The following is a 17,223-nucleotide window of genomic DNA, read 5'->3' as shown; positions in this document are numbered from 1 at the left end:
ACCGGGATTACTTCAGTTCGTCGGCCTTGATGTAGCCGGAGTCGACGACCAGCGCCTGGTAGTTCGACTTGTCGACTTCATGCGGCGTCAACAGGATCGAGGGAACGACCTTGACGTCGTTGTTGTAGGTCTTTTCATCGAGTCCGTCCGGCTTGCCGCCCGAGAGCACCTTGTCGACGAGCTCGACGGTGGCCTTGGCCAGTTCGCGGGTGTCCTTGAACACGGTCGAGTACTGCTCGCCCGAGATGATCAGCTTGACCGAAGCGGTCTCGGCGTCCTGACCGGTCACGATTGGCCAAGGCTGAGCCTCGGTGCCGTAGCCGACGGCGCGCAGCGAGGCGGTGATGCCGCGCGACAGGCCGTCATAGGGCGAAAGAACGCCATCGACGCGGCTGCCATCCGAATAGTTGGCCGACAGCAGATTGTCCATGCGTGCCTGGGCGGTGGCGGCGAGCCAACGCAGCGTGCCGACCTTGTCCATGCCGGTCTGGCCGGACTTGATCTTGATCGAGCCGTCGTCGATCAGCGGCTGCAGGACGGAGATGGCGCCATTGTAGAAGAAGAAGGCGTTGTTGTCGTCGGGCGAGCCGCCGAACAGTTCGACGTTCCACGGCTTGGTGTTCGGGAAGCGTTCCTTGAGGCCCTTGACCAGCGAATTCGCCTGGATCACGCCGACGCCGAAATTGTCGAAGGTGGTGTAGTAGTCGACATTGGCGGTCTTCTTGATCAGGCGGTCATAGGCGACGACGACGACGCCCGCGTCAGCGGCCTTCTGCAGAGCATCCGACAGGGTGGTGCCGTCGATCGAAGCGATGATCAGCGCCTTCGGGCCTTTGGTGATTTCGTTTTCCAGCTGGCTGAGCTGGTTGGGGATGTCGTCCTGCGCGTATTGCAGGTCGACGGTGTAGCCGAGAGCCTCGAGCTGGGACTTGACGGCATCGCCGTCATTGATCCAGCGCTGCGAGGTCTTGGTCGGCATCAGCACGCCGACGAGACCCTTGTCGGCTGCGTGCGCCGAGTAGGTCATGGCAGCGATGCCAAGGGCCGCGACGGCGGCCAGTGTCTTGATGATTTTCACTTTAACTCTCCCTGTTTGATGGACGCGGCACCCCGGGGGTCGCGGGCCGCGCAATCGTGCAGAAGCGCCAAGGCACCGCTGCCGTCATATCGATCTCCGGTATCCTCCCATGGCCCCGAGACGCTGATTCAATCGATACGATTTTTCTCGTCGGCGACCGTCACGTCTTGGAACGCGCGGAGGGTGTGGGTCTTTGCCATAACTGTCAAATGCGATCTTTGATGGTTGCTATATCATGGTTGGTATATGTATTGCGACGTGACGGGCTGACCCCGATGTCGGTCGTACACGAGCAGAAGGCAGGGAAAGCGATGGCGCGGCCAGCGAATCCGACAACAGCTTCAGATGGTTACAGAGAAGCACCGGGCGATGGCGAAACCCTGCTGCGCAGCGGTCTCAGTCTGCGTCACATGCGCATGATCGTCGCGCTCGACGACCATGGCCGGGTCAGCGCGGCAGCCCAGGTTCTGAACATTTCGCAGCCGGCGGCCTCGCGCATGATCGCGGAGATGGAGGCGGTGCTGGAGGTCAAGCTGTGCGAGAGGCTGCCGCGCGGCATCACCTTGACGCCATACGGCAAGGCTTTGGCCAGGCGCGCGCGCTCGATCCTGCTGGAGATGCGCGAGGTCGACCGCGAGATTTCCGAGCTCAAGGCGGGCAAGGGTGGTTCGGTTTTCCTGGGTGCCGTGACCGCGCCGGCAATCGAGCTGGCGGTGCCGGCAATTCGTGAAATCCGCCGCATCTATCCGCGCATCGAGATCACCATGCAGGTCGAGACCTCCAATGTGCTGGCACGCGAGCTGATCGCCACGCGCCATGACTTCATCATCGCGCGCATCCCGGACGACCTCAATCCGCGGCTGTTCGAGTCGCGCGTCATCGGCGTCGAGAAAGCCTGCCTGATCGTGCGCCGTGGCCACCCGCTCACCAGGGGCAGCGTGGTGCGGCTGGAAGACACCGCCGCCTATGACTGGGTCTTTCAGTCTGGCGGCTCGCCCTTGCGCCAGGCGATGGAGAGCAACTTCCTCAACCGCAACATCGCTTTGCCGGACCGTATCCTGAACACCAGTTCGCTGCTCCTGACCCTGGTCATGGTCGCGCAATCCGATGCCATCGCACCGGTCTCTGTCCAGGTGGCGAAATTCATCCAGAACCCTGACGGGCTGGCCGGCGCCATCGACGTCGTCCAGACCGAATTCGACATCGAGGTCAGGCCCTACAGCCTGATCACGGTGAGGAATCGCGCGCTGTCGCCGGCCGCCAAGATGCTGCACGACTTCATTCTGAGGGAAGTGGGATGATGGCTGGATCAGGTAAGCTTCTCCGGCGAAAGCGCCGCCAGGCCGAGGCCAGCGAAAGCGCACTGGGAACATTATTTCCCGCCGATGCGTTCATGATCTTGCAAGGGACGATTTCTTCTGGAGGCTGAACATGCGCAGCTTCGAAATCATCGACCTGCTTTGCGTGATCGAGGCCTGCAAGCACGATCGATCGGTCGGCAATTTCGTGTCCATGGCTGAAGGCGTGGAAGAATTGCGGGTGTTGACCGGCGATTTCGTTTCATCGGATGACGCGGCGGCAAACGCCCTCGCAACGGTGGCGCTGGCGAGAGGCTGCTCGGTTGTGTTCGACGAACAGGCAGGCGCTGAAATGGTTCTGACGCCTTAGACTGGAGCGGGTAGCGGGAATCGAACCCGCGCGTTCAGCTTGGGAAGCTGACAAGCTACCATTACATCATACCCGCGTGCGCCCTCGTTAGCATGAGGGTTGGCCTTCGGGCAATCGCAAAGCGGTCCGTTTCGGCACGACGCCGTCGTGCTGCGGATCACGGCGCGCCTGCGGCCGTGAATTGCCGGTTTGCCTTCGCGATCTTATCGCTGGTGGCGAAACTTGGCCAGTATTTCGAGATGGCCAGCGTCGCGCCGGCGGAAGAGAAGTGGCCATAGTCGAAGTAGAGAAATTCATTGGTCTTGGCGTCGGCGTATGAACAACCGGCCGAGTCGCACAGATACGTCAGCGGATCTATGAAATCAGCCCCTTTGGTGAACGGCAGAACCCGTGCGTTGATGCCCGGATCCATAGCCATAGGCCAGGATGTGGTTGCGGCATGCTCCCGCTTCACCAAGAAAGCGATCTTCTGGACGTCGGCGATGAATTCCGGAGACTGGCCGACGGTATAGACCTTGACCCCCATCTCGCGAAGCCGGTCGATCGTCTTCTGCAGGCCGTCGAAGCCCCTGGCCTGGTAGTCGGTCCATCGGCCGCTCAGGATCACCGCCTGGATGTTTGCGTCGCGAATGATCGACAAGGCCCGTTCGTTGAAGCGGGTGCAGGCGGGCCGAGCATAGGAAAAATAGGTCAGGTCGGGCGGACAGCCGGCATAGGTGTATTGGATGACATTGGCCTGGATTTTCTGGGCGTTGGGCTCAAGTCCCGATACATAATGGGCAGCGAAAGAATCGCCCCACAGCAGCACATCGGTGGCAAAGCCCATTGTACGGGTGCAGTCGGCGAGATTCCAGTCTTCGATGCGGGTCCCGTTTTCGTTGAAGCAGATGCCGTTGCGCCAGTCGCCGACCCGGATACGTTCGGTCGAGAAGTCCGGGAACCGTTGCGGGAAACCGTTGCCCAGTGCACCGGCCAAACCACCGGCGCACAGCAGCGCGATGGCCGTCGCCGAAAAAGCGAAGATAGGCAGCGGTGCGGTATAGGCTCGTTTCTGGCGGAAGGGCTGCTCGATATATTTCCAGGAGAATGCCGCCAGGGCGAAACTGGCCACCGTCATCGCGACAATCGTTGGCACACCGACGGTCTTCAGCGAGAGATAATGGACGAACGAGTTGATTGGCCAGTGGACGAGGTAAAGCGAATAGGAAATGAGGCCGACCCAGACCAGCGGCGCCAACCGAAGCACGCGAGTGGCGACAGGTGCCGGCCTGTCGGCGTTATCCTGGCCAGCATAGATCAGCAGTGCTGTTCCGATGCAGGGGAATAGGGCATTGTAGCCGGGAAACGGATCGCTGTCCGAAATCATCACAAAGCCAAACGCAATCAGGGCAAAGCCGGCGAGGCCGATCAGTTCCACCGCCAGCCGACCGGCTGGGACCGGAGGCTTCCGCAACATCAGCATGGCGCCCAGCGCCAGCTCCCATATGCGCGTCGGCAAGAGATAGAAGCCTGCCGTCGGTGCCAGCGAGGTTGCTATGACTGCCAGGGCAAAGCTGCCGACGGCCATCGGCAGAAGTACCGTCAGCCAGCGCTTCGAGACGTATCGGTGGATCAGATAAAGCAGGATCGGCGCGAAGATATAATACTGCTCTTCCACCGAAAGCGACCATGTGTGCAGGAGCGGCCGCAGTTCTGCGTCAATGGAGAAATAGTTCGTCGTTCTCCAGAAATAGATATTCGACCAGAAGGTCGCGGCGGCGATCACGCTAAGGCTGAATTCGTGGAGATCCGAAGGCAGAAGGATGAACCAGGCGGCAATGCTGCGCGAGCAGGATGACGAAGGTCAGCGCCGGCAGGATGCGCCGGGCGCGGCGCCAGTAGAAGCGGCCGATCGAGAACTGGCCCCGCTCAAGATCATCGAGCAGGCTGCCGCTGATCAGATAGCCCGATATGACTAAGAAGATGTCGACACCGGTGAAGCCGCCAGGAATGGCGGACACGCCGAAATGGAAGAGCACGACGGGCAGCACCGCAACGGCCCGCAGGCCGTCGATGTCGCGCCGGTAGTTCATCCGGCCGGCTCGCGCGCGACCACCATGATCCGTGCGGCCGCACCCGACACGCTCATGCGGCGATGCCTTCGGTCATGCTGAAAATCCCGGCTCGTCGGTCTCACAGGCTTACCCTCAGGCAGCAATTTGCTGCGCTGCAACATGGGTGTCAAGGCATATATTGGCTGTCGCGAAATCCGCCAGGAACGCACAGGATCAGGCGCTGGGCAGATAGATTACCGCGTAATCGTCCGAGTAGGCCCGTTTCCAGCCCAACTGGTCGAAGAAGGGAATCCGGCTGTCGTCGGCCGACAGCAGCGCCCAATCTATTGCGTATTTCTTCAGGCGGGCTTCGAGGAGCGGCTTGCCGTCTCCGCGTCCGGTGTCGTTGTCGCTCTTTGTGAAGCCGCCCAGGAACAGCTGGTCCGTCCGTCCGTCGATATAGGTCTTGAACCCATGGAAAATCAGCGTGCCGCCGAAATTGTAGGAATTCAACACATTGCCGGACAGATGATGGCTTTGGGCGAAGGCCAGCGCCCCGCTGGCCGATGTCTTCGGGCTCGGCGCGACCTGATAGGCGCTGCCGAGCACGGCGACCCCGCCGATCAGCAGAACGGCTGCCGTGCCGCAGATGGCGTAGAACCGCCTGGCGAAGAATCTCTCCAGCCCGTCGCGCTTTTCGGCCAGCCATGCGGTGGCTGAAAGCGAGGGATATTGCTGTGCGACCTCGGCCGCCATCACCAGCGGAATCAGCAGGAAGAACAGATACATGAAGCGCACATGGGCGAGATAGACATGCAAGGTGAAGACGACGAACAACGCCTTGGCCCAGCCAATTCGCAACCGGGACACCAGAAGCCCGAAAAGTCCGAGCAGCATCGCCGCTTCCTGGACAGGACTGTCCGGCTGACTGAACGGTTTCCATTCCATGATCAGCGACACCGCCTCATTGCCGTAGGCCACGGCGAGCGTCGCGAGGATGGCCTGGACGCCGTAGGGGTGGATCAGGCTCACCAGCGGGCAAAGCAGGCCGAACGCGATCCACTTCGCCAGCAGGGACGGTTTCGACAGGCCCGTGCGCGCCAGCAGATCGAGACCGGCGAAAGCCGCGATGACGAAGCTCAAGGTGAAGGTGGCGTGCAGGTTCGCCCATAATACGACCAGCACAAGCAGCCACCAGGGCGGCGCCCGTTCTTCCCTTGCCGCACCGAAGAGGACCGCTGTCCAGATGACGATGATCGGGAAGGTGAAGACATGCGGACGCGCCGTGAAGATCGGGTTGATCAGGAACACCGCCGCGAACGCCAGTGTAATCGCCAGGATCGGTTTCAGCCATGCGCTGAGAAACCACCCCATCAGGAAAACCGTCAGGGAGATCGAGGCGATGATCGCGGTGACGACCCCGTTCCAGCCGCCCGCCCGGTAGGCAAGAGCCAGCAGGACCTGCCCCAGCCATTCCTTGGCAATCCAGGGCTGGCCTGCAAACGTGTAGGAATAGGGATCGACGGCCGGAAATGTCCGGTTAGTCAGGAAATCCAGACCGACCTTCACTTGCCACCAGCTGTCGGGATCCTGCAGGGTGGCGCCTGCCTGGGCACCCAACGCACCCGCCATCGCCAAGGCCGCGAGCAGGCAGAAGATCAGCCTGCTCCGCTCGTTGTATGTCGCGGCCGCCGCACTGGCCTGAGCGTCGTTCATGCTGCGCCGCCTCTAATCGGTTCCGGTGACAGTTGGGTGTTCAAGGTGTTGGATTGGCGGGCTGCCGCCGAGGCTTGTCGGCCACCCGAACTGTGCGGTCGGTGCTGTCGTCCCCACGCCCCACAAACACGAAGCGAGCCGAGCCAAGATAGAAAACAACCGAATAGACGCAGATTCCCGCGAGGTGGACCAGCGGGTTTTCGACGATGCCTGCTGAACGGGCGGCGATTACGACGGCCAGATTGATGCTGTAGGCGACCAGAAAGACACCCCCATAGCGCAGCGCGGTCCCGGGCTTGAAGCCATCGGCTCTGCTGAAGGTCCATTGGCGGTTGAGGAAGAAGCCGAGGACAAGGCCGGCGGCATAGCCCGTGGCGTTGGCAAGGATGTCGCCCAGACCCAGCGCAAGCCCGGCCAGAATGACCGCGTATCCCAGCGCCGTGTTCAACAGACCGACGGCGCCAAATCGCAGCATCCTCGGGAAGTCAAACGGCAGGCTTGACCACATGCGCAAAATATTGGGCTCCGACAGGTACCTTGGTGAGGAAGCGCTCGAACGGCCTCAGTCTCGCAAGCATCCGAGGAAAGAAAATCCGGTAGACGATCCTCGTATTGGCAAGGCCCGCCTCGGCCATGCGCCCGCGCATCTCGCGCGAATTTATCAAAACCGCGTTTTCGTCGAAGGCACAGTTCCTCACCGCGTGCGTGGTCAGCGGGTTCCAAGGATTGTGTTCGAAGACGAAGAAGCTGCCGCCATAGGCCAGCACCCTGCCGATCTCGGCGAACAGTCCGATCTGCAGGTTCTCGGGGATATGGTGGAAGACGCAGGCCGCGAAGGCCAGGTCGAAGCTGCCGTCGGCAAAGGGAATTGTCTTGCCGTCGAAATGCGTGAAGGCGGCCTGGCCGGGAAAGCGCTTGCTGGCGATGTCGAGCGATTCCCGCGAAGGATCGAGCAAGGTGATCTCCGCGTCGGGAAACGCGTTGCGCATATGGCCGAGCGAATTGCCGACGCCGGCGCCGAAATCCAGTATTCGTCGCGGTTTGACACCGGCCCGCCGCAGCGTCGCGGCGACGTCGTCGATCTTGTACCTGGCGAAGAAATCCGGGTTTTCGCCGCTCAGCCTTATGCTTGCGGCATGCTGCTCCTGATATTCCCGCGCAAACTGGTCGAATTCCGCCTCAAGCACGTGCGGCCCTCTTTGCCATCTCCTGCAGGCGATGGACCGGCAATTCGCCGTCCTCCACCGCCTGGCTGCGCGAAACGATCTCGTTGACGAAGTAGAGCGGCCGCCGCTTTGTCTCCATGTACATGCGCCCGAGATACTCGCCGAAGATTCCAAGCACCATAAGCTGGACGCTGCCGAGGATCAGCACGATCGCGGCGAGGCTGGTCCAGCCGGGCAACACGTTTCCGACCGACCATTCGAGCAGCGTGTAGCCGAGCACGACCAGCCCCAGAAGCCCGAACATCATTCCGAGCAGCGAGGCGAACCGCAAGGGCACGATGGAGAAGCTGGTCATGGCGTCGACCGCCAGAAGAAGCATTTTCTTCAGCGGATAGTGGGTGGTGCCGGCAAAGCGGCGGTGCCGCTCATAGGGGAAAGCCATCTGTCTCAGCCCGATCCAGCTCACCATGCCGCGAATGAACCTGTAACGTTCTGGCATCGCGTTCAGATGGTCGAGCGCGCGCCGGTTCATCAGTCGGAAATCACCGGTATTCGGGGCTATGTCGACGTCGACCATCCGGCGCAGCAAGCGATAGAACATGGATGCGGAGGCGAGCTTGAACCAGCTTTCGCCATCGCGCGTCAGCCTCTGGCCGTAGACCACATCGAAGCCTTCGTTCATCTTCGTCATCATCGCGCCGAGCAGTTCAGGCGGATCCTGCAGGTCGGCATCGAGAATGAGAATGCGCTGGCCGCGACAGAATTCGAGCCCGGCGCTCAACGCGATCTGGTGGCCGTAATTGCGGGCAAGGTCGATGGCGACGATATGGTCGTCCTTTTCAGCCAGCTGCAGAATGGCCTCGCGCGTACCGTCGGTCGCGCCATCGACGACAAGGACGATCTCGTAGGAAGGGCCTTGCCCAAGGCATGCGGCCGTTACCCGCCGATGCAGTTCGGCCACGCCATCCAGCTCATTGTAGCATGGGATGACCACCGACAGCATGACGCCGCGTCGCGCGGTGTTTCTCTCCGTCTCCACCAAAGCCTTGCTCCCGCTATCCGATTGGGAATAGCGGCAATTGGTTAGAAAACAGATAAGCCAGCGGGATCGGCCGCAACCGTGGGCCGGCCATCATTTCTGCCGCACGCGGCCACCGCCCGAACCGGCAACTCCATGCGGATGCGGGCGCCTTGCCAGGAGCCGGCCAATATCCGGATGGAGCCATCGTGCAGCAGTGCGATCTGCCGGGCAAGGTTCAATCCCAGGCCCGCGCCGCGCGATTGCGGCCGCAGTCGGTAGAAGGGCTCGAAAACGTTCTCGTGCTCATCGGCTGGAATGCCTGGGCCTTCGTCACGGATTTCGACGCCGCCGTTTTCATCGATCGCTATGGTGATCGTGCCGGAACCGCCGCCATGATCGATGGCATTGCGCACGAGATTTGCCAGCGCCCGCTCGATCTGCAGCACGTTGATCTCGACATGGACCTTGTTGGCTGGCGGCTCGAAGGCAAGATCGTAGCCTGCTTCGATGGCGAGCGGGGCGAAGTCGGCGGCGACCCGGCTGACAAGATCGCAGAGGTCTATGATCTGGCGCTGGTCCGCCGGGCGGTCGAGCAGCTGGTGGTCGAGCAGCTGTTGCGCAAGATGCGACAGGCGCTCGATGTCATGCAGCAGGCGCGCGCTTTGCGGTTCCTGCTTCAGCAATTCGGCGCGCGTGCGCAGGATGGCGATCGGCGTGCGCAGTTCATGCGCCGCGTCGGTGAGGAAGCGGTTGTGCCGGTCATAGCCCTGGGCGAGGCGCGCCAGCGTCTGGTTGAAGGCATGCACCAGCGGCGCGATCTCCTGCGGCACATTCTTGACCGGCAGTTGCATCGCACGGGTGCCGATGTCGATGCGCGCGGCCTGCTGGACGGTGTCGACGAGGCCGGCAAACGACCGGCGCACGACGGCTGGCGTCGTCACCAGGGTCGTGGCTCCCATGACGAGGACGATCGGCAGCAGCAGGATAACGATGATGGCCGCGAGAGCGGGAAGCGCCTTCTCCCAGTTCCTGCTGCCGTCCGGGTTCTTGGCGACGTCGATGGTGGCCGAAATGGTGACTTCGAGGCCGTCGGTCTCTTCCCGCGACGATCGCGTCGCGGCAATGATCTGAACCGTGCCAGCCTTGGTCGAAACTTTTTCGAGGTAGGCCTCCGGCCTCAAATCATCTTCGGAAAATCCGATGGTGGCGTGATCGGCCTGGCCCAGCAGATCGCCAAAATTCCTGGTGTAGACGTCGGGTATGCTGCCGAAGCGGATGCTCTGGCCGTTGTTGTCGCGGATGATGTACCAGACATTTGGGAAACCCTCACGAAACGAACGCAACCCATCGGTCTCATGGACGATCAATTTGCCGTTGCCGTCACGATCGACGGCATCCTTGAGGGCGGCGACGGCAGCCTCGTTGTCGACAAGAAGCCGTGGATCGGCGATCCACAGCGCGGCCGCGCACAGCACGATGAAGACAAGAAGCGTCGCAGCCTGCAACAGGATCATCCGCCGCACCAGCACCCATTGCAGCGATCGCGTGCGCGGCTTCTTCACGAGGCGGCCCGCAAGAGATAACCGAGGTTGCGGATCGCCCTGATCTCGATGCCGGCAGCGACGTCGTCGAGCTTGCGACGCAGCCGCGAAATGTGCGCATCCAATGCATTGGAGCCGATCTCGTCGTCGAGAGCATAGACGGCTTCTTCCAGCGCCCCGCGCATGATCGTCCGCCCCGGCCTGCGGATGAGCGTTTCGAGCACCAGCCGCTCGCGCCGCGGCAGTTCCAGCGCCTGGTCCTCGACAAGCGCCTCGCGATGGCGGAAGTCATAGGTGAGGCGGCCGACCATCACCTGATTGGCACGCGTGGTGAACGAACGCCGGTGCAAGGCATTGAGCCTGGCGACCAGTTCCACCGTGGCGAACGGTTTGACCATGTAGTCGTCGGCGCCGGCGTCGAGCCCCGCCACGCGATCGTCGAGCCCGCTGAGCGCCGTCAACGCGATCACCGGCACGTCCAGATGCAAGGCCCGCAGGCGCGGGATCAGGCTGAGGCCATCGCCATCCGGCAGCCGGCGGTCCAGCACCACCGCGTCATGGTGGCCGAGCCGCGCCACCGCTTCGGCATCCGCCAGTGTCGCGGCATGGTCGACGATGATGTCCTGGCGCTCGAGCGCGGTCTTCAGCACCGAGGCCATTTCCGGCTCGTCCTCGATCAGCAGGATGCGCATGCGCACTCTCCGTCACAGGCAGCCGGCACGCTGTGGCAATTCATTCGCATTCCAGCTTCGGTTGACGAAAATTGGTGATGAACCATCGGCCGCCCGAGGCGCGGGCATAGAACGTATAGAAGCATTCCTGGCGCTCGATATAGCCAGGCGTTTCGGTTTCTTCGTAGACGGTTCCGTGTTTTGTGTGGCGAACTTCGCCGCTGGAGCTTCCGGAAACCGCATTGGTGGATATTTTCCGCCATTGATAGGCCCGCTCGCCCCGGCCGACATCAACGACGGCGGTCGGCGGCCCGTAGTCCAGAATGACCGATTCGACCGGTTGCCCGATGTAGTTCTTCATGATGTCGGAGGCGCATCCCGTCAGCGCCAGCACGATGGCGACGAAGAACGCCTTGGAGATCCACACCAGATGGTTTGCGCTGCGTTTGGACATATCCGATTCCCGTCATCAAGGTCATCCGCGGCACCGAATGCATGTCGCCCAAAAGTGGTCCCGGTTTTGGGACAACGACATGCACAAAACAAAACCTGAAGCGGGCCGCATGATCCGTTTCGATGCGACGCGCTTTAGGACGTGAAGATTGCATCGGCATTACGCATGACCTGGCACACAAATGCGGTCTGCCGACACGCGTCGATGACGGTGCGGATGGAGGCAAAGCAATTGCGCGGCCCCGTTGCATCCGGGCGCCGCGCAAGGTCGTTCAAGCAAAATACAAAACAGGTTCGACGGAACCCATGGCCTGCTTAGAACCGGTAGTTGATGCCGGCCTTCAGTTCATGGCTGCCGATCGTCGCCTTGGATTTGCCCAGGGCGGACGTCGTTTCGACGCCTGGGGTGCGCACATAGTCATATTCGACCTTGGCCGAGAGGCCGCCGGCAAAACCCTGCTCGATGCCGCCGCCGACCAGATAGCCGAGTTTCCATCCGTCGATATCGTTCACCTTGTCGCCCTTGTCGAATTTGGTCATGGCGACGCCGCCGGTTCCAAACAGCAGCGTCTGGTCGAAGCTCAAGCCGGCCTTGGCCTTGGCGGCACCGCGCCATTTTTCCTTGATCTTGCCGCCCCGGACGTCGTGCTCGGCGCCGCCCAGATAGGAGCCCTCGATCTCGGCACCGAGAACCGCTGGACCCATCTGCTGGTTGTAGCCGGCCTGAACGCCGCCGCTGAGACCATTCCTGCCGGCAAACGGGTTCGGCATCCCGGTGAACGCCGTGCCGCCATGCACGCCGACATAGGCGCCGCTCCACTGGAACGCGGGGGTGTAGGCGGACGAAAGGTCGGCGGCCATCGCCGGCCCCAGGAGGTACATGGCAAGGGCACTTGCCGTCAGGATGATCTTTGCTTGAGAGAACACTGCATTACTCCAACACACGCGCGCATCCGGCAATCGATGCGCAGGTTTCCCGAAGAACTCGACCGTTGAGGCGGTCGGGCTCCGATTTGGTATCTTTCAGGGATGGTTGCGCGGTCCTGGGACTGGCTTTCGCCAGTTGTGGTAGGGGGTCAGATCGCCCGCGCGGCCAATCGCCTGAAAGACGCCGACCGTCTCGCAGGCGAAAATTGCACGCACATTGCGGGAAATCGAAAAATGAAGGTTTTTCGCTTTGTTTTCAATAAATTAAAGCGATGTTGTTTACGCAAATTTAACAGTCTGGCGCGGGTTTAGTCCGTTTGGCAGCACAAGCCTGCCATGCAATCGCGCGGTGCAGGCCGTTGGCATCCCGCAAAACTCCCGGCTTGAAGCGGACAAGCCAAGTGCGTATGTCTGGCCGACGCCCTCGAGCCTGGGTGCCTCAATCGGGAGACGAGCCTTGTCCGCACTGACGCGCTTTCTTGGCGACTCGCCGCTCAAGGTGATCCTGAAACTGCTGGTGGTGTCTTTCCTCGTCGGCCTGGTCATGAATGCCTTCGGCTGGTCGCCGATGGATGTGCTCTACGGCATCCGGAAGTTCTTCATGGACCTGTGGAATCTCGGCTTTCATGCCATCGACCGTTTCCTCGGCTATATCCTGCTGGGCGCGGCTATCGTCGTGCCGGCCTTCATCCTGCTCAGGCTCGCCAATTACCGGAAGTAGAGCATGATCCCGAACCGCAGGTCCGCGTCAGCGAACCTTGGCACCGGTTTTTGGACAAGATCGTACTATCGGGCGTGGCCCGCGGCGACCTCGAACAGGATGGCGTGGCGCGCGGCAAGAGCGGGCACATCGGTGGAATAGCCACCGCCGATGACGCCGCAGACCGGAACGCCCTGCGCGCGAAAATGGCTGATGACCATGTCGTCACGGGCGCGCAGGCCGTCATCCGACAGCGACAGCCTGCCAAGCCGGTCATCTGCATGGACGTCGACGCCGGCATTGTAGAACACGATGTCCCAATGCGCCTGTGCGGACAGCTCCGGCAGGATGGCGGCGAGCCTCTCGAGATAGGCAGCGTCACCCGTGCCGTCGGGCAGCGCGACATCGAGGTCGGAGGCGATCTTGCGCACTGGGTAGTTGCGGTCGCCATGCATGGAAAAGGTGAACACGCGCGGGTCATCGGCGAGAATATCCGCCGTGCCGTCGCCCTGGTGCACGTCGAGATCGACGACCAGGATGTTTCGTGCCGCGCCTTCGGCCAGCAGCACCAACGCGGCGACGGCGACATCGTTGAAGGTGCAGAAGCCCGCGCCTTGCGCGCGCCGCGCATGGTGGCTGCCGCCGGCGGTGTTGCAGGCGATACCGTGGCGCAAGGCCAGCCGCGCCGCCAGCACCGTGCCGCCGGTGGCAAGCTGCGTGCGCAGCGAGACGCGGGGGCCGATTGGAAAACCGATCTCGCGTTCGATCTTTTCGGGCACGCAGCAGTTGACGACCTGGTCGACATAGTCCGCCGCATGGGCAAGCTCCAGCCATGAAGCCGGCGCCGGTTCGGCGGTGCTGAGCGCCTCGGGGCCGGCGAGGCCGCGTGTCCGCAGCGCCTCCATCAGCAGGGGATATTTGCTCATCGGAAAGCGATGGTTGACGGCGAAGCCGGCGTCGTAGTCGGGATGATGGACGATCTGCAGAGGCATGAACTCGTATCCGGCTGGCTCACGCCAGACCGGGATTTCGGTTGGCCGTCAAGGGATAGGTGATTGCGCGGTGGCCGGAAAATGGGGCACATCGACGGTTCCATCAAGCCGCAATCAGCAAGGCAGCAATCCTTGGACAAAGGTGCAACCCCAGCCGACGCCGGATCCCCGATCCTCTCGGGATCGCCGATTCACTCCGGATCATTTGTCGTCACCAACCGCTCCGTGCTCGCCATCGCGGTGCCGATGACGCTAGCCTATCTGACGACGCCGATGCTCGGCCTGGTCGACACGGCTGTCGTCGGCCAGTTCGGCGATGCCGCCTTGCTCGGCGGCCTGGCTGCCGGCGCACTGATCTTCGACGTCGTCTTCACCTCTTTCAATTTCCTGCGCTCGGGCACCACCGGCCTTGTCGCACAGGCATTTGGGCGTGGCGATGCCCTGGAGGAACAGGCGGTGTTCTGGCGAGCCGTGCTGATCGCGGTTATCGCCGGCATCGTGCTCGCTGCCCTTGCGCCGCTGGTCGCCATCGCCGGGCAAAAATTCATGGGCGCCGAACCGCGCGTCAGCGAGGCGATGGGCGTCTACATCAGGATCAGGCTGCTTGCAGCCCCCTTTTCGCTGATCAACTACGCCATCCTCGGCTACGTGCTGGGGCGCGGCGAGGGCGGGCTTGGACTGGTGCTGCAATTGGTGCTGAACGGCATCAACATCGCGCTGTGCTTCCTGCTTGGGCTGGAACTTGGCTGGGGCGTCGCCGGCGTTGCCTGGGCGACCGTCAGCGGCGAGTTCCTGGCCATGCTGCTCGGCCTGGCCGTCGTGATCCGCCGGTTTCGCGCGGCCCCGCCCTTGCCGCGCCATCGCCTGCTCGACATGACCGCCTTCCTGCGCATGCTGTCGCTCAACCGCGACATCATGATCCGTTCGTTCTCGCTGCTCGCCGCCTTTGCATTGTTCACCCGCCAGGGCGCGCAGTTCGGCACGGTGACGCTGGCCGCCAACGCCGTGCTGATGAATTTCTTCCTCGTCGCCGGCTATTTCCTCGATGGCTTTGCCACCGCCGCCGAACAGCTGGCGGGCCGTGCCGTCGGCGCACGTGCCGCCGCACCGTTCCGCCAGGCCGTGCGGCTGACGCTGTTCTGGGGTTTCGGGCTGGCGGGAGCCGCGACGCTGGTCATGCTGTCTGGTGGCGCCAATCTGGTCGCCCTCGTGACGACATCGGAGGACGTCCGTTCGGTGGCCGACATCTACCTGCCATGGGCGGCATTCACGGCGCTGAGCGGTGTGCTGGCGTTCCAGATGGATGGCGTCTTCATCGGCGCGACCTGGTCTCGCGACATGCGCAACATGATGCTGCTGTCGTTCCTGGTTTTCGCGGCCGCGCTGCTGACCCTTGCGCCGGCCTTCGGCAACAATGGACTGTGGGCGGCGCTGCACGTCTTCCTGCTGGTGCGAGGCTTCAGCCTGCTGACGATCCTGCGGCTCAGGGTACGGACGGCGTTTTAGACGTGCCCCCGGAAGGCCCTGCGCCGTTCAGGACACCGAACGCCAGCTCTCGCGATAGGAATTTTTTCTTGACTCGGTGATCTCAGCTATGGTAGATTTTTGCCCATGGTGCTGATTTGCGCCAATGACCCGCCGCACTGGCGGGTTTTTTGTTTGATGCGCCGTCAGCCAACGCTCGGCGAAAGCTCCGAAGGAACCCGTCGACCCGAGTTCGTTGCACCATCTGCGAGCGGGCCGTCAGCCGCGACCTGCGCTCCTGAGAGCAGTTCAGAGTTGCCTGGACGCCCAGAAGTCGAGGCGGCTGTCGCGCAACTCGCAAATCGACTTCAGCCGTTCTTTTTCGACGAAACGGGCCATTCCGGAAAGAATACGGCCTGGCAGCGAGGGCCCGGCATAGATCATGCCGGTGTAGAGCTGCACCAGATCGGCACCCGCACGGATCTTGTCCAGCGCCGTATCGGCGGAATCGACGCCGCCGACGCCGAGGATGGCAAGCTCCGGCCCGAGCAGTTTGCGCATCTTCGCCAGCACGATGGTCGAACGCTCGAACAGCGGCTTGCCGGAGAGCCCCCCGCTCTCGCGTGCGGTGTCGCCGCTGCGCAGTGGCGGCCGGGAGATGGTGGTGTTGGAGACGATGACGCCGTCCACCCGCTTTTCCGTGACTTCGGCGGCGATGTCCTCCAGCTCTGCCTCGACCAGATCCGGCGCGATCTTCAGGAACACCGGCGGCTGGGCGCTTGCCGCGGCGCGCGCGGCCATGACCCGCGACAAGAGCTCGCCAAGCTGCTCACGCGCCTGCATGTTGCGCAGGCCCGGCGTGTTGGGCGAGGAGATGTTGACGGTCAGATAGCTGGCGTATTGCGCAAACCGGGCGACGCCGCGCTCATAGTCGCCGATGCGGTCGCTGCTGTCCTTGTTGGCGCCGATGTTGACGCCGACGATGCCGCCACGCCCCTTGCGCGCGGCAAGGCGCTTTTCGGCCGCCGCATGGCCTTCATTGTTGAAGCCCAATCGGTTGATCACCGCATCGTCGGCCGTCAGCCGGAAAATGCGCGGCTTCGGATTGCCGGCCTGCGCCAGCGGCGTGATCGTGCCGACCTCGGCAAAGCCGAAGCCCAGGCCAAGCAGCGCGTCGGGCACTTCGGCGTTCTTGTCATAGCCGGCCGCCATGCCGAGCGGATTGGGGAAATCGAGGCTGCAGATGCTGACCGTCAGCCTGTGGTCGCGGATCGCTGGTGCACCAACCGGAACGCCGCATCGCAAGGCCGCGATCGACAGGCCATGCGCGGTTTCCGGATCGAAGGCGAACAGCAGCTTCTGGCCGAGCCGGTCGAGCACGCTCATTGCCCCTCCAGTGCCGGGAACTGGTGCACACCATCGGAGCCAAGCGGCAGTGGCCGGACCCACAGCACAGCCTTGAGGCCGAGCGGACCATAAAGATGCGGAAACAGCGCACCGCCGCGCGAGACCTCGTATCTCAGCGCAGCACCCAGGCTGGCGCCGTCGATGGCGACCAGCAGAAGGTCGGTCTGGCCGGCAAAGTGCTTTGCCGCCGTTTCCTTGACCTGCGCCGCCGTGGAGAAGTGGATGAAGCCGTCTGCGACATCAATCGGCGCGCCGGTGAAGCGGCCATGCGTTTCGGCCTCGCGCCAAAGCGCCTGCGGGGTTATCTTGTAGATAATCTGAGACATGGTTGCGCTATAGAGCAGTTCCAGGAAAAGTGTGAAACGGTTTTCCCGGGAAAAGCGCAT

The 17,223-nt window shown here is 62.5% G+C and carries 18 protein-coding genes and 1 tRNA gene; 4 read left to right on the top strand and 15 right to left on the bottom strand.

The features are described from left to right. Positions 1-7: 7 nt before the first annotated feature. Positions 8-1,078 (bottom strand): multiple monosaccharide ABC transporter substrate-binding protein, encoded by a 1,071-nt coding sequence (chvE, locus tag RPF88_RS18275; RefSeq protein ID WP_027161715.1) that lies wholly within the window; start codon positions 1,076-1,078, stop codon positions 8-10. Between the two features lie 311 nt (positions 1,079-1,389). Between chvE and RPF88_RS18270 the strand changes: the two genes are divergently transcribed. Both RPF88_RS18270 and RPF88_RS18265 read left to right on the top strand, forming a co-directional pair. Then, complete coding sequence (locus RPF88_RS18270; RefSeq protein ID WP_027161714.1) at positions 1,390-2,379, top strand: LysR family transcriptional regulator; 990 nt, start codon at positions 1,390-1,392, stop codon at positions 2,377-2,379. Between the two features lie 130 nt (positions 2,380-2,509). Beyond that, positions 2,510-2,746, top strand: coding sequence for a hypothetical protein (locus RPF88_RS18265; protein WP_024503153.1), 237 nt, complete (start codon positions 2,510-2,512; stop codon positions 2,744-2,746). A 2-nt stretch (positions 2,747-2,748) separates the two neighbouring features. Here the strand turns inward: RPF88_RS18265 and RPF88_RS18260 are convergent. The 11 genes from RPF88_RS18260 to RPF88_RS18210 all read right to left on the bottom strand — a co-directional run bounded on the left by RPF88_RS18260 (position 2,749) and on the right by RPF88_RS18210 (position 12,274). Then, positions 2,749-2,822 (bottom strand) — tRNA-Gly (locus RPF88_RS18260). Positions 2,823-2,903: 81 nt separating this feature from the next. Beyond that, complete coding sequence (locus tag RPF88_RS18255; protein ID WP_337122831.1) at positions 2,904-4,511, bottom strand: acyltransferase family protein; 1,608 nt, start codon at positions 4,509-4,511, stop codon at positions 2,904-2,906. Between the two features lies 1 nt (position 4,512). Then, positions 4,513-4,818 carry an acyltransferase family protein gene (locus RPF88_RS18250; RefSeq protein WP_337122830.1) on the bottom strand — a complete coding sequence of 102 codons (306 nt, stop codon included), beginning with the start codon at positions 4,816-4,818 and terminating at the stop codon, positions 4,513-4,515. Positions 4,819-5,013: 195 nt separating this feature from the next. Then, complete coding sequence (locus tag RPF88_RS18245; protein WP_064995694.1) at positions 5,014-6,495, bottom strand: hypothetical protein; 1,482 nt, start codon at positions 6,493-6,495, stop codon at positions 5,014-5,016. Between the two features lie 40 nt (positions 6,496-6,535). After that, the gene (locus tag RPF88_RS18240; RefSeq protein WP_063170021.1) at positions 6,536-7,003 is read right to left on the bottom strand and encodes a GtrA family protein; all 468 of its coding nucleotides are present in this window, start codon (positions 7,001-7,003) and stop codon (positions 6,536-6,538) included. Continuing rightward, positions 6,981-7,682: a class I SAM-dependent methyltransferase gene (locus RPF88_RS18235; RefSeq protein ID WP_063170022.1), complete on the bottom strand. Its 702-nt coding sequence runs from the start codon at positions 7,680-7,682 to the stop codon at positions 6,981-6,983. The genes RPF88_RS18240 and RPF88_RS18235 overlap by 23 nt, the downstream gene beginning before the upstream one ends. Beyond that, complete coding sequence (locus RPF88_RS18230) at positions 7,675-8,664, bottom strand: glycosyltransferase family 2 protein (RefSeq protein ID WP_337123886.1); 990 nt, start codon at positions 8,662-8,664, stop codon at positions 7,675-7,677. Before RPF88_RS18230 ends, RPF88_RS18235 begins: the two co-directional genes overlap by 8 nt. Positions 8,665-8,744: 80 nt before the next feature. After that, positions 8,745-10,244: a sensor histidine kinase gene (locus RPF88_RS18225; RefSeq protein ID WP_337122829.1), complete on the bottom strand. Its 1,500-nt coding sequence runs from the start codon at positions 10,242-10,244 to the stop codon at positions 8,745-8,747. After that, positions 10,241-10,915 (bottom strand): response regulator, encoded by a 675-nt coding sequence (locus RPF88_RS18220; protein WP_013533623.1) that lies wholly within the window; start codon positions 10,913-10,915, stop codon positions 10,241-10,243. Before RPF88_RS18220 ends, RPF88_RS18225 begins: the two co-directional genes overlap by 4 nt. 40 nt (positions 10,916-10,955) lie before the next feature. Beyond that, positions 10,956-11,348 carry a hypothetical protein gene (locus RPF88_RS18215; protein ID WP_063171210.1) on the bottom strand — a complete coding sequence of 131 codons (393 nt, stop codon included), beginning with the start codon at positions 11,346-11,348 and terminating at the stop codon, positions 10,956-10,958. 314 nt (positions 11,349-11,662) lie between these two features. After that, on the bottom strand, positions 11,663-12,274 hold the full coding sequence (locus RPF88_RS18210) for an outer membrane protein (RefSeq protein ID WP_084016308.1): 612 nt from the start codon (positions 12,272-12,274) through the stop codon (positions 11,663-11,665). A 457-nt stretch (positions 12,275-12,731) separates the two neighbouring features. On the opposite strand from RPF88_RS18210, the gene RPF88_RS18205 reads away from it, so the two are divergent. Continuing rightward, entirely contained in the window at positions 12,732-12,995 is a 264-nt protein-coding gene (locus tag RPF88_RS18205) for a DUF6460 domain-containing protein (RefSeq protein WP_013533620.1), read from the top strand. A 65-nt stretch (positions 12,996-13,060) separates the two neighbouring features. Here RPF88_RS18205 and RPF88_RS18200 read toward each other — a convergent pair whose 3' ends face one another. After that, on the bottom strand, positions 13,061-13,966 hold the full coding sequence (locus RPF88_RS18200) for a histone deacetylase family protein (RefSeq protein ID WP_337122828.1): 906 nt from the start codon (positions 13,964-13,966) through the stop codon (positions 13,061-13,063). A gap of 132 nt (positions 13,967-14,098) precedes the next feature. Here RPF88_RS18200 and RPF88_RS18195 point away from each other — a divergent pair, with 132 nt between their 5' ends. Next, positions 14,099-15,472: an MATE family efflux transporter gene (locus RPF88_RS18195; protein WP_442921279.1), complete on the top strand. Its 1,374-nt coding sequence runs from the start codon at positions 14,099-14,101 to the stop codon at positions 15,470-15,472. A gap of 267 nt (positions 15,473-15,739) precedes the next feature. Here the strand turns inward: RPF88_RS18195 and RPF88_RS18190 are convergent, their stop codons facing one another. After that, positions 15,740-16,816, bottom strand: coding sequence for a quinone-dependent dihydroorotate dehydrogenase (locus RPF88_RS18190; RefSeq protein ID WP_337122827.1), 1,077 nt, complete (start codon positions 16,814-16,816; stop codon positions 15,740-15,742). Continuing rightward, positions 16,813-17,163, bottom strand: a complete 351-nt coding sequence (locus RPF88_RS18185; RefSeq protein ID WP_024503140.1) for a DUF952 domain-containing protein — start codon at positions 17,161-17,163, stop codon at positions 16,813-16,815. Before RPF88_RS18185 ends, RPF88_RS18190 begins: the two co-directional genes overlap by 4 nt. Between the last annotated feature and the right edge of the window lie 60 nt (positions 17,164-17,223).

Source organism: Mesorhizobium sp. ISC11 (assembly GCF_037162595.1).
In the GTDB taxonomy this organism is placed as follows: Bacteria; Pseudomonadota; Alphaproteobacteria; order Rhizobiales; family Rhizobiaceae; genus Mesorhizobium; species Mesorhizobium ciceri.
This window is presented reverse-complemented; position numbering and strand designations above follow the sequence as displayed.

Coding starts and splice junctions, on each gene's coding strand:
- RPF88_RS18270 (WP_027161714.1), top strand. CDS start 1,390: ATGGCGCGGCCAGCGAATCCGACAACAGCTTCAGATGGTTACAGAGAA.
- RPF88_RS18265 (WP_024503153.1), top strand. CDS start 2,510: ATGCGCAGCTTCGAAATCATCGACCTGCTTTGCGTGATCGAGGCCTGC.
- RPF88_RS18250 (WP_337122830.1), bottom strand. CDS start 4,818: ATGAACTACCGGCGCGACATCGACGGCCTGCGGGCCGTTGCGGTGCTG.
- RPF88_RS18245 (WP_064995694.1), bottom strand. CDS start 6,495: ATGAACGACGCTCAGGCCAGTGCGGCGGCCGCGACATACAACGAGCGG.
- RPF88_RS18240 (WP_063170021.1), bottom strand. CDS start 7,003: ATGTGGTCAAGCCTGCCGTTTGACTTCCCGAGGATGCTGCGATTTGGC.
- RPF88_RS18230 (WP_337123886.1), bottom strand. CDS start 8,664: ATGCTGTCGGTGGTCATCCCATGCTACAATGAGCTGGATGGCGTGGCC.
- RPF88_RS18220 (WP_013533623.1), bottom strand. CDS start 10,915: ATGCGCATCCTGCTGATCGAGGACGAGCCGGAAATGGCCTCGGTGCTG.
- RPF88_RS18215 (WP_063171210.1), bottom strand. CDS start 11,348: ATGTCCAAACGCAGCGCAAACCATCTGGTGTGGATCTCCAAGGCGTTC.
- RPF88_RS18200 (WP_337122828.1), bottom strand. CDS start 13,966: ATGCCTCTGCAGATCGTCCATCATCCCGACTACGACGCCGGCTTCGCC.
- RPF88_RS18190 (WP_337122827.1), bottom strand. CDS start 16,816: ATGAGCGTGCTCGACCGGCTCGGCCAGAAGCTGCTGTTCGCCTTCGAT.
- RPF88_RS18185 (WP_024503140.1), bottom strand. CDS start 17,163: ATGTCTCAGATTATCTACAAGATAACCCCGCAGGCGCTTTGGCGCGAG.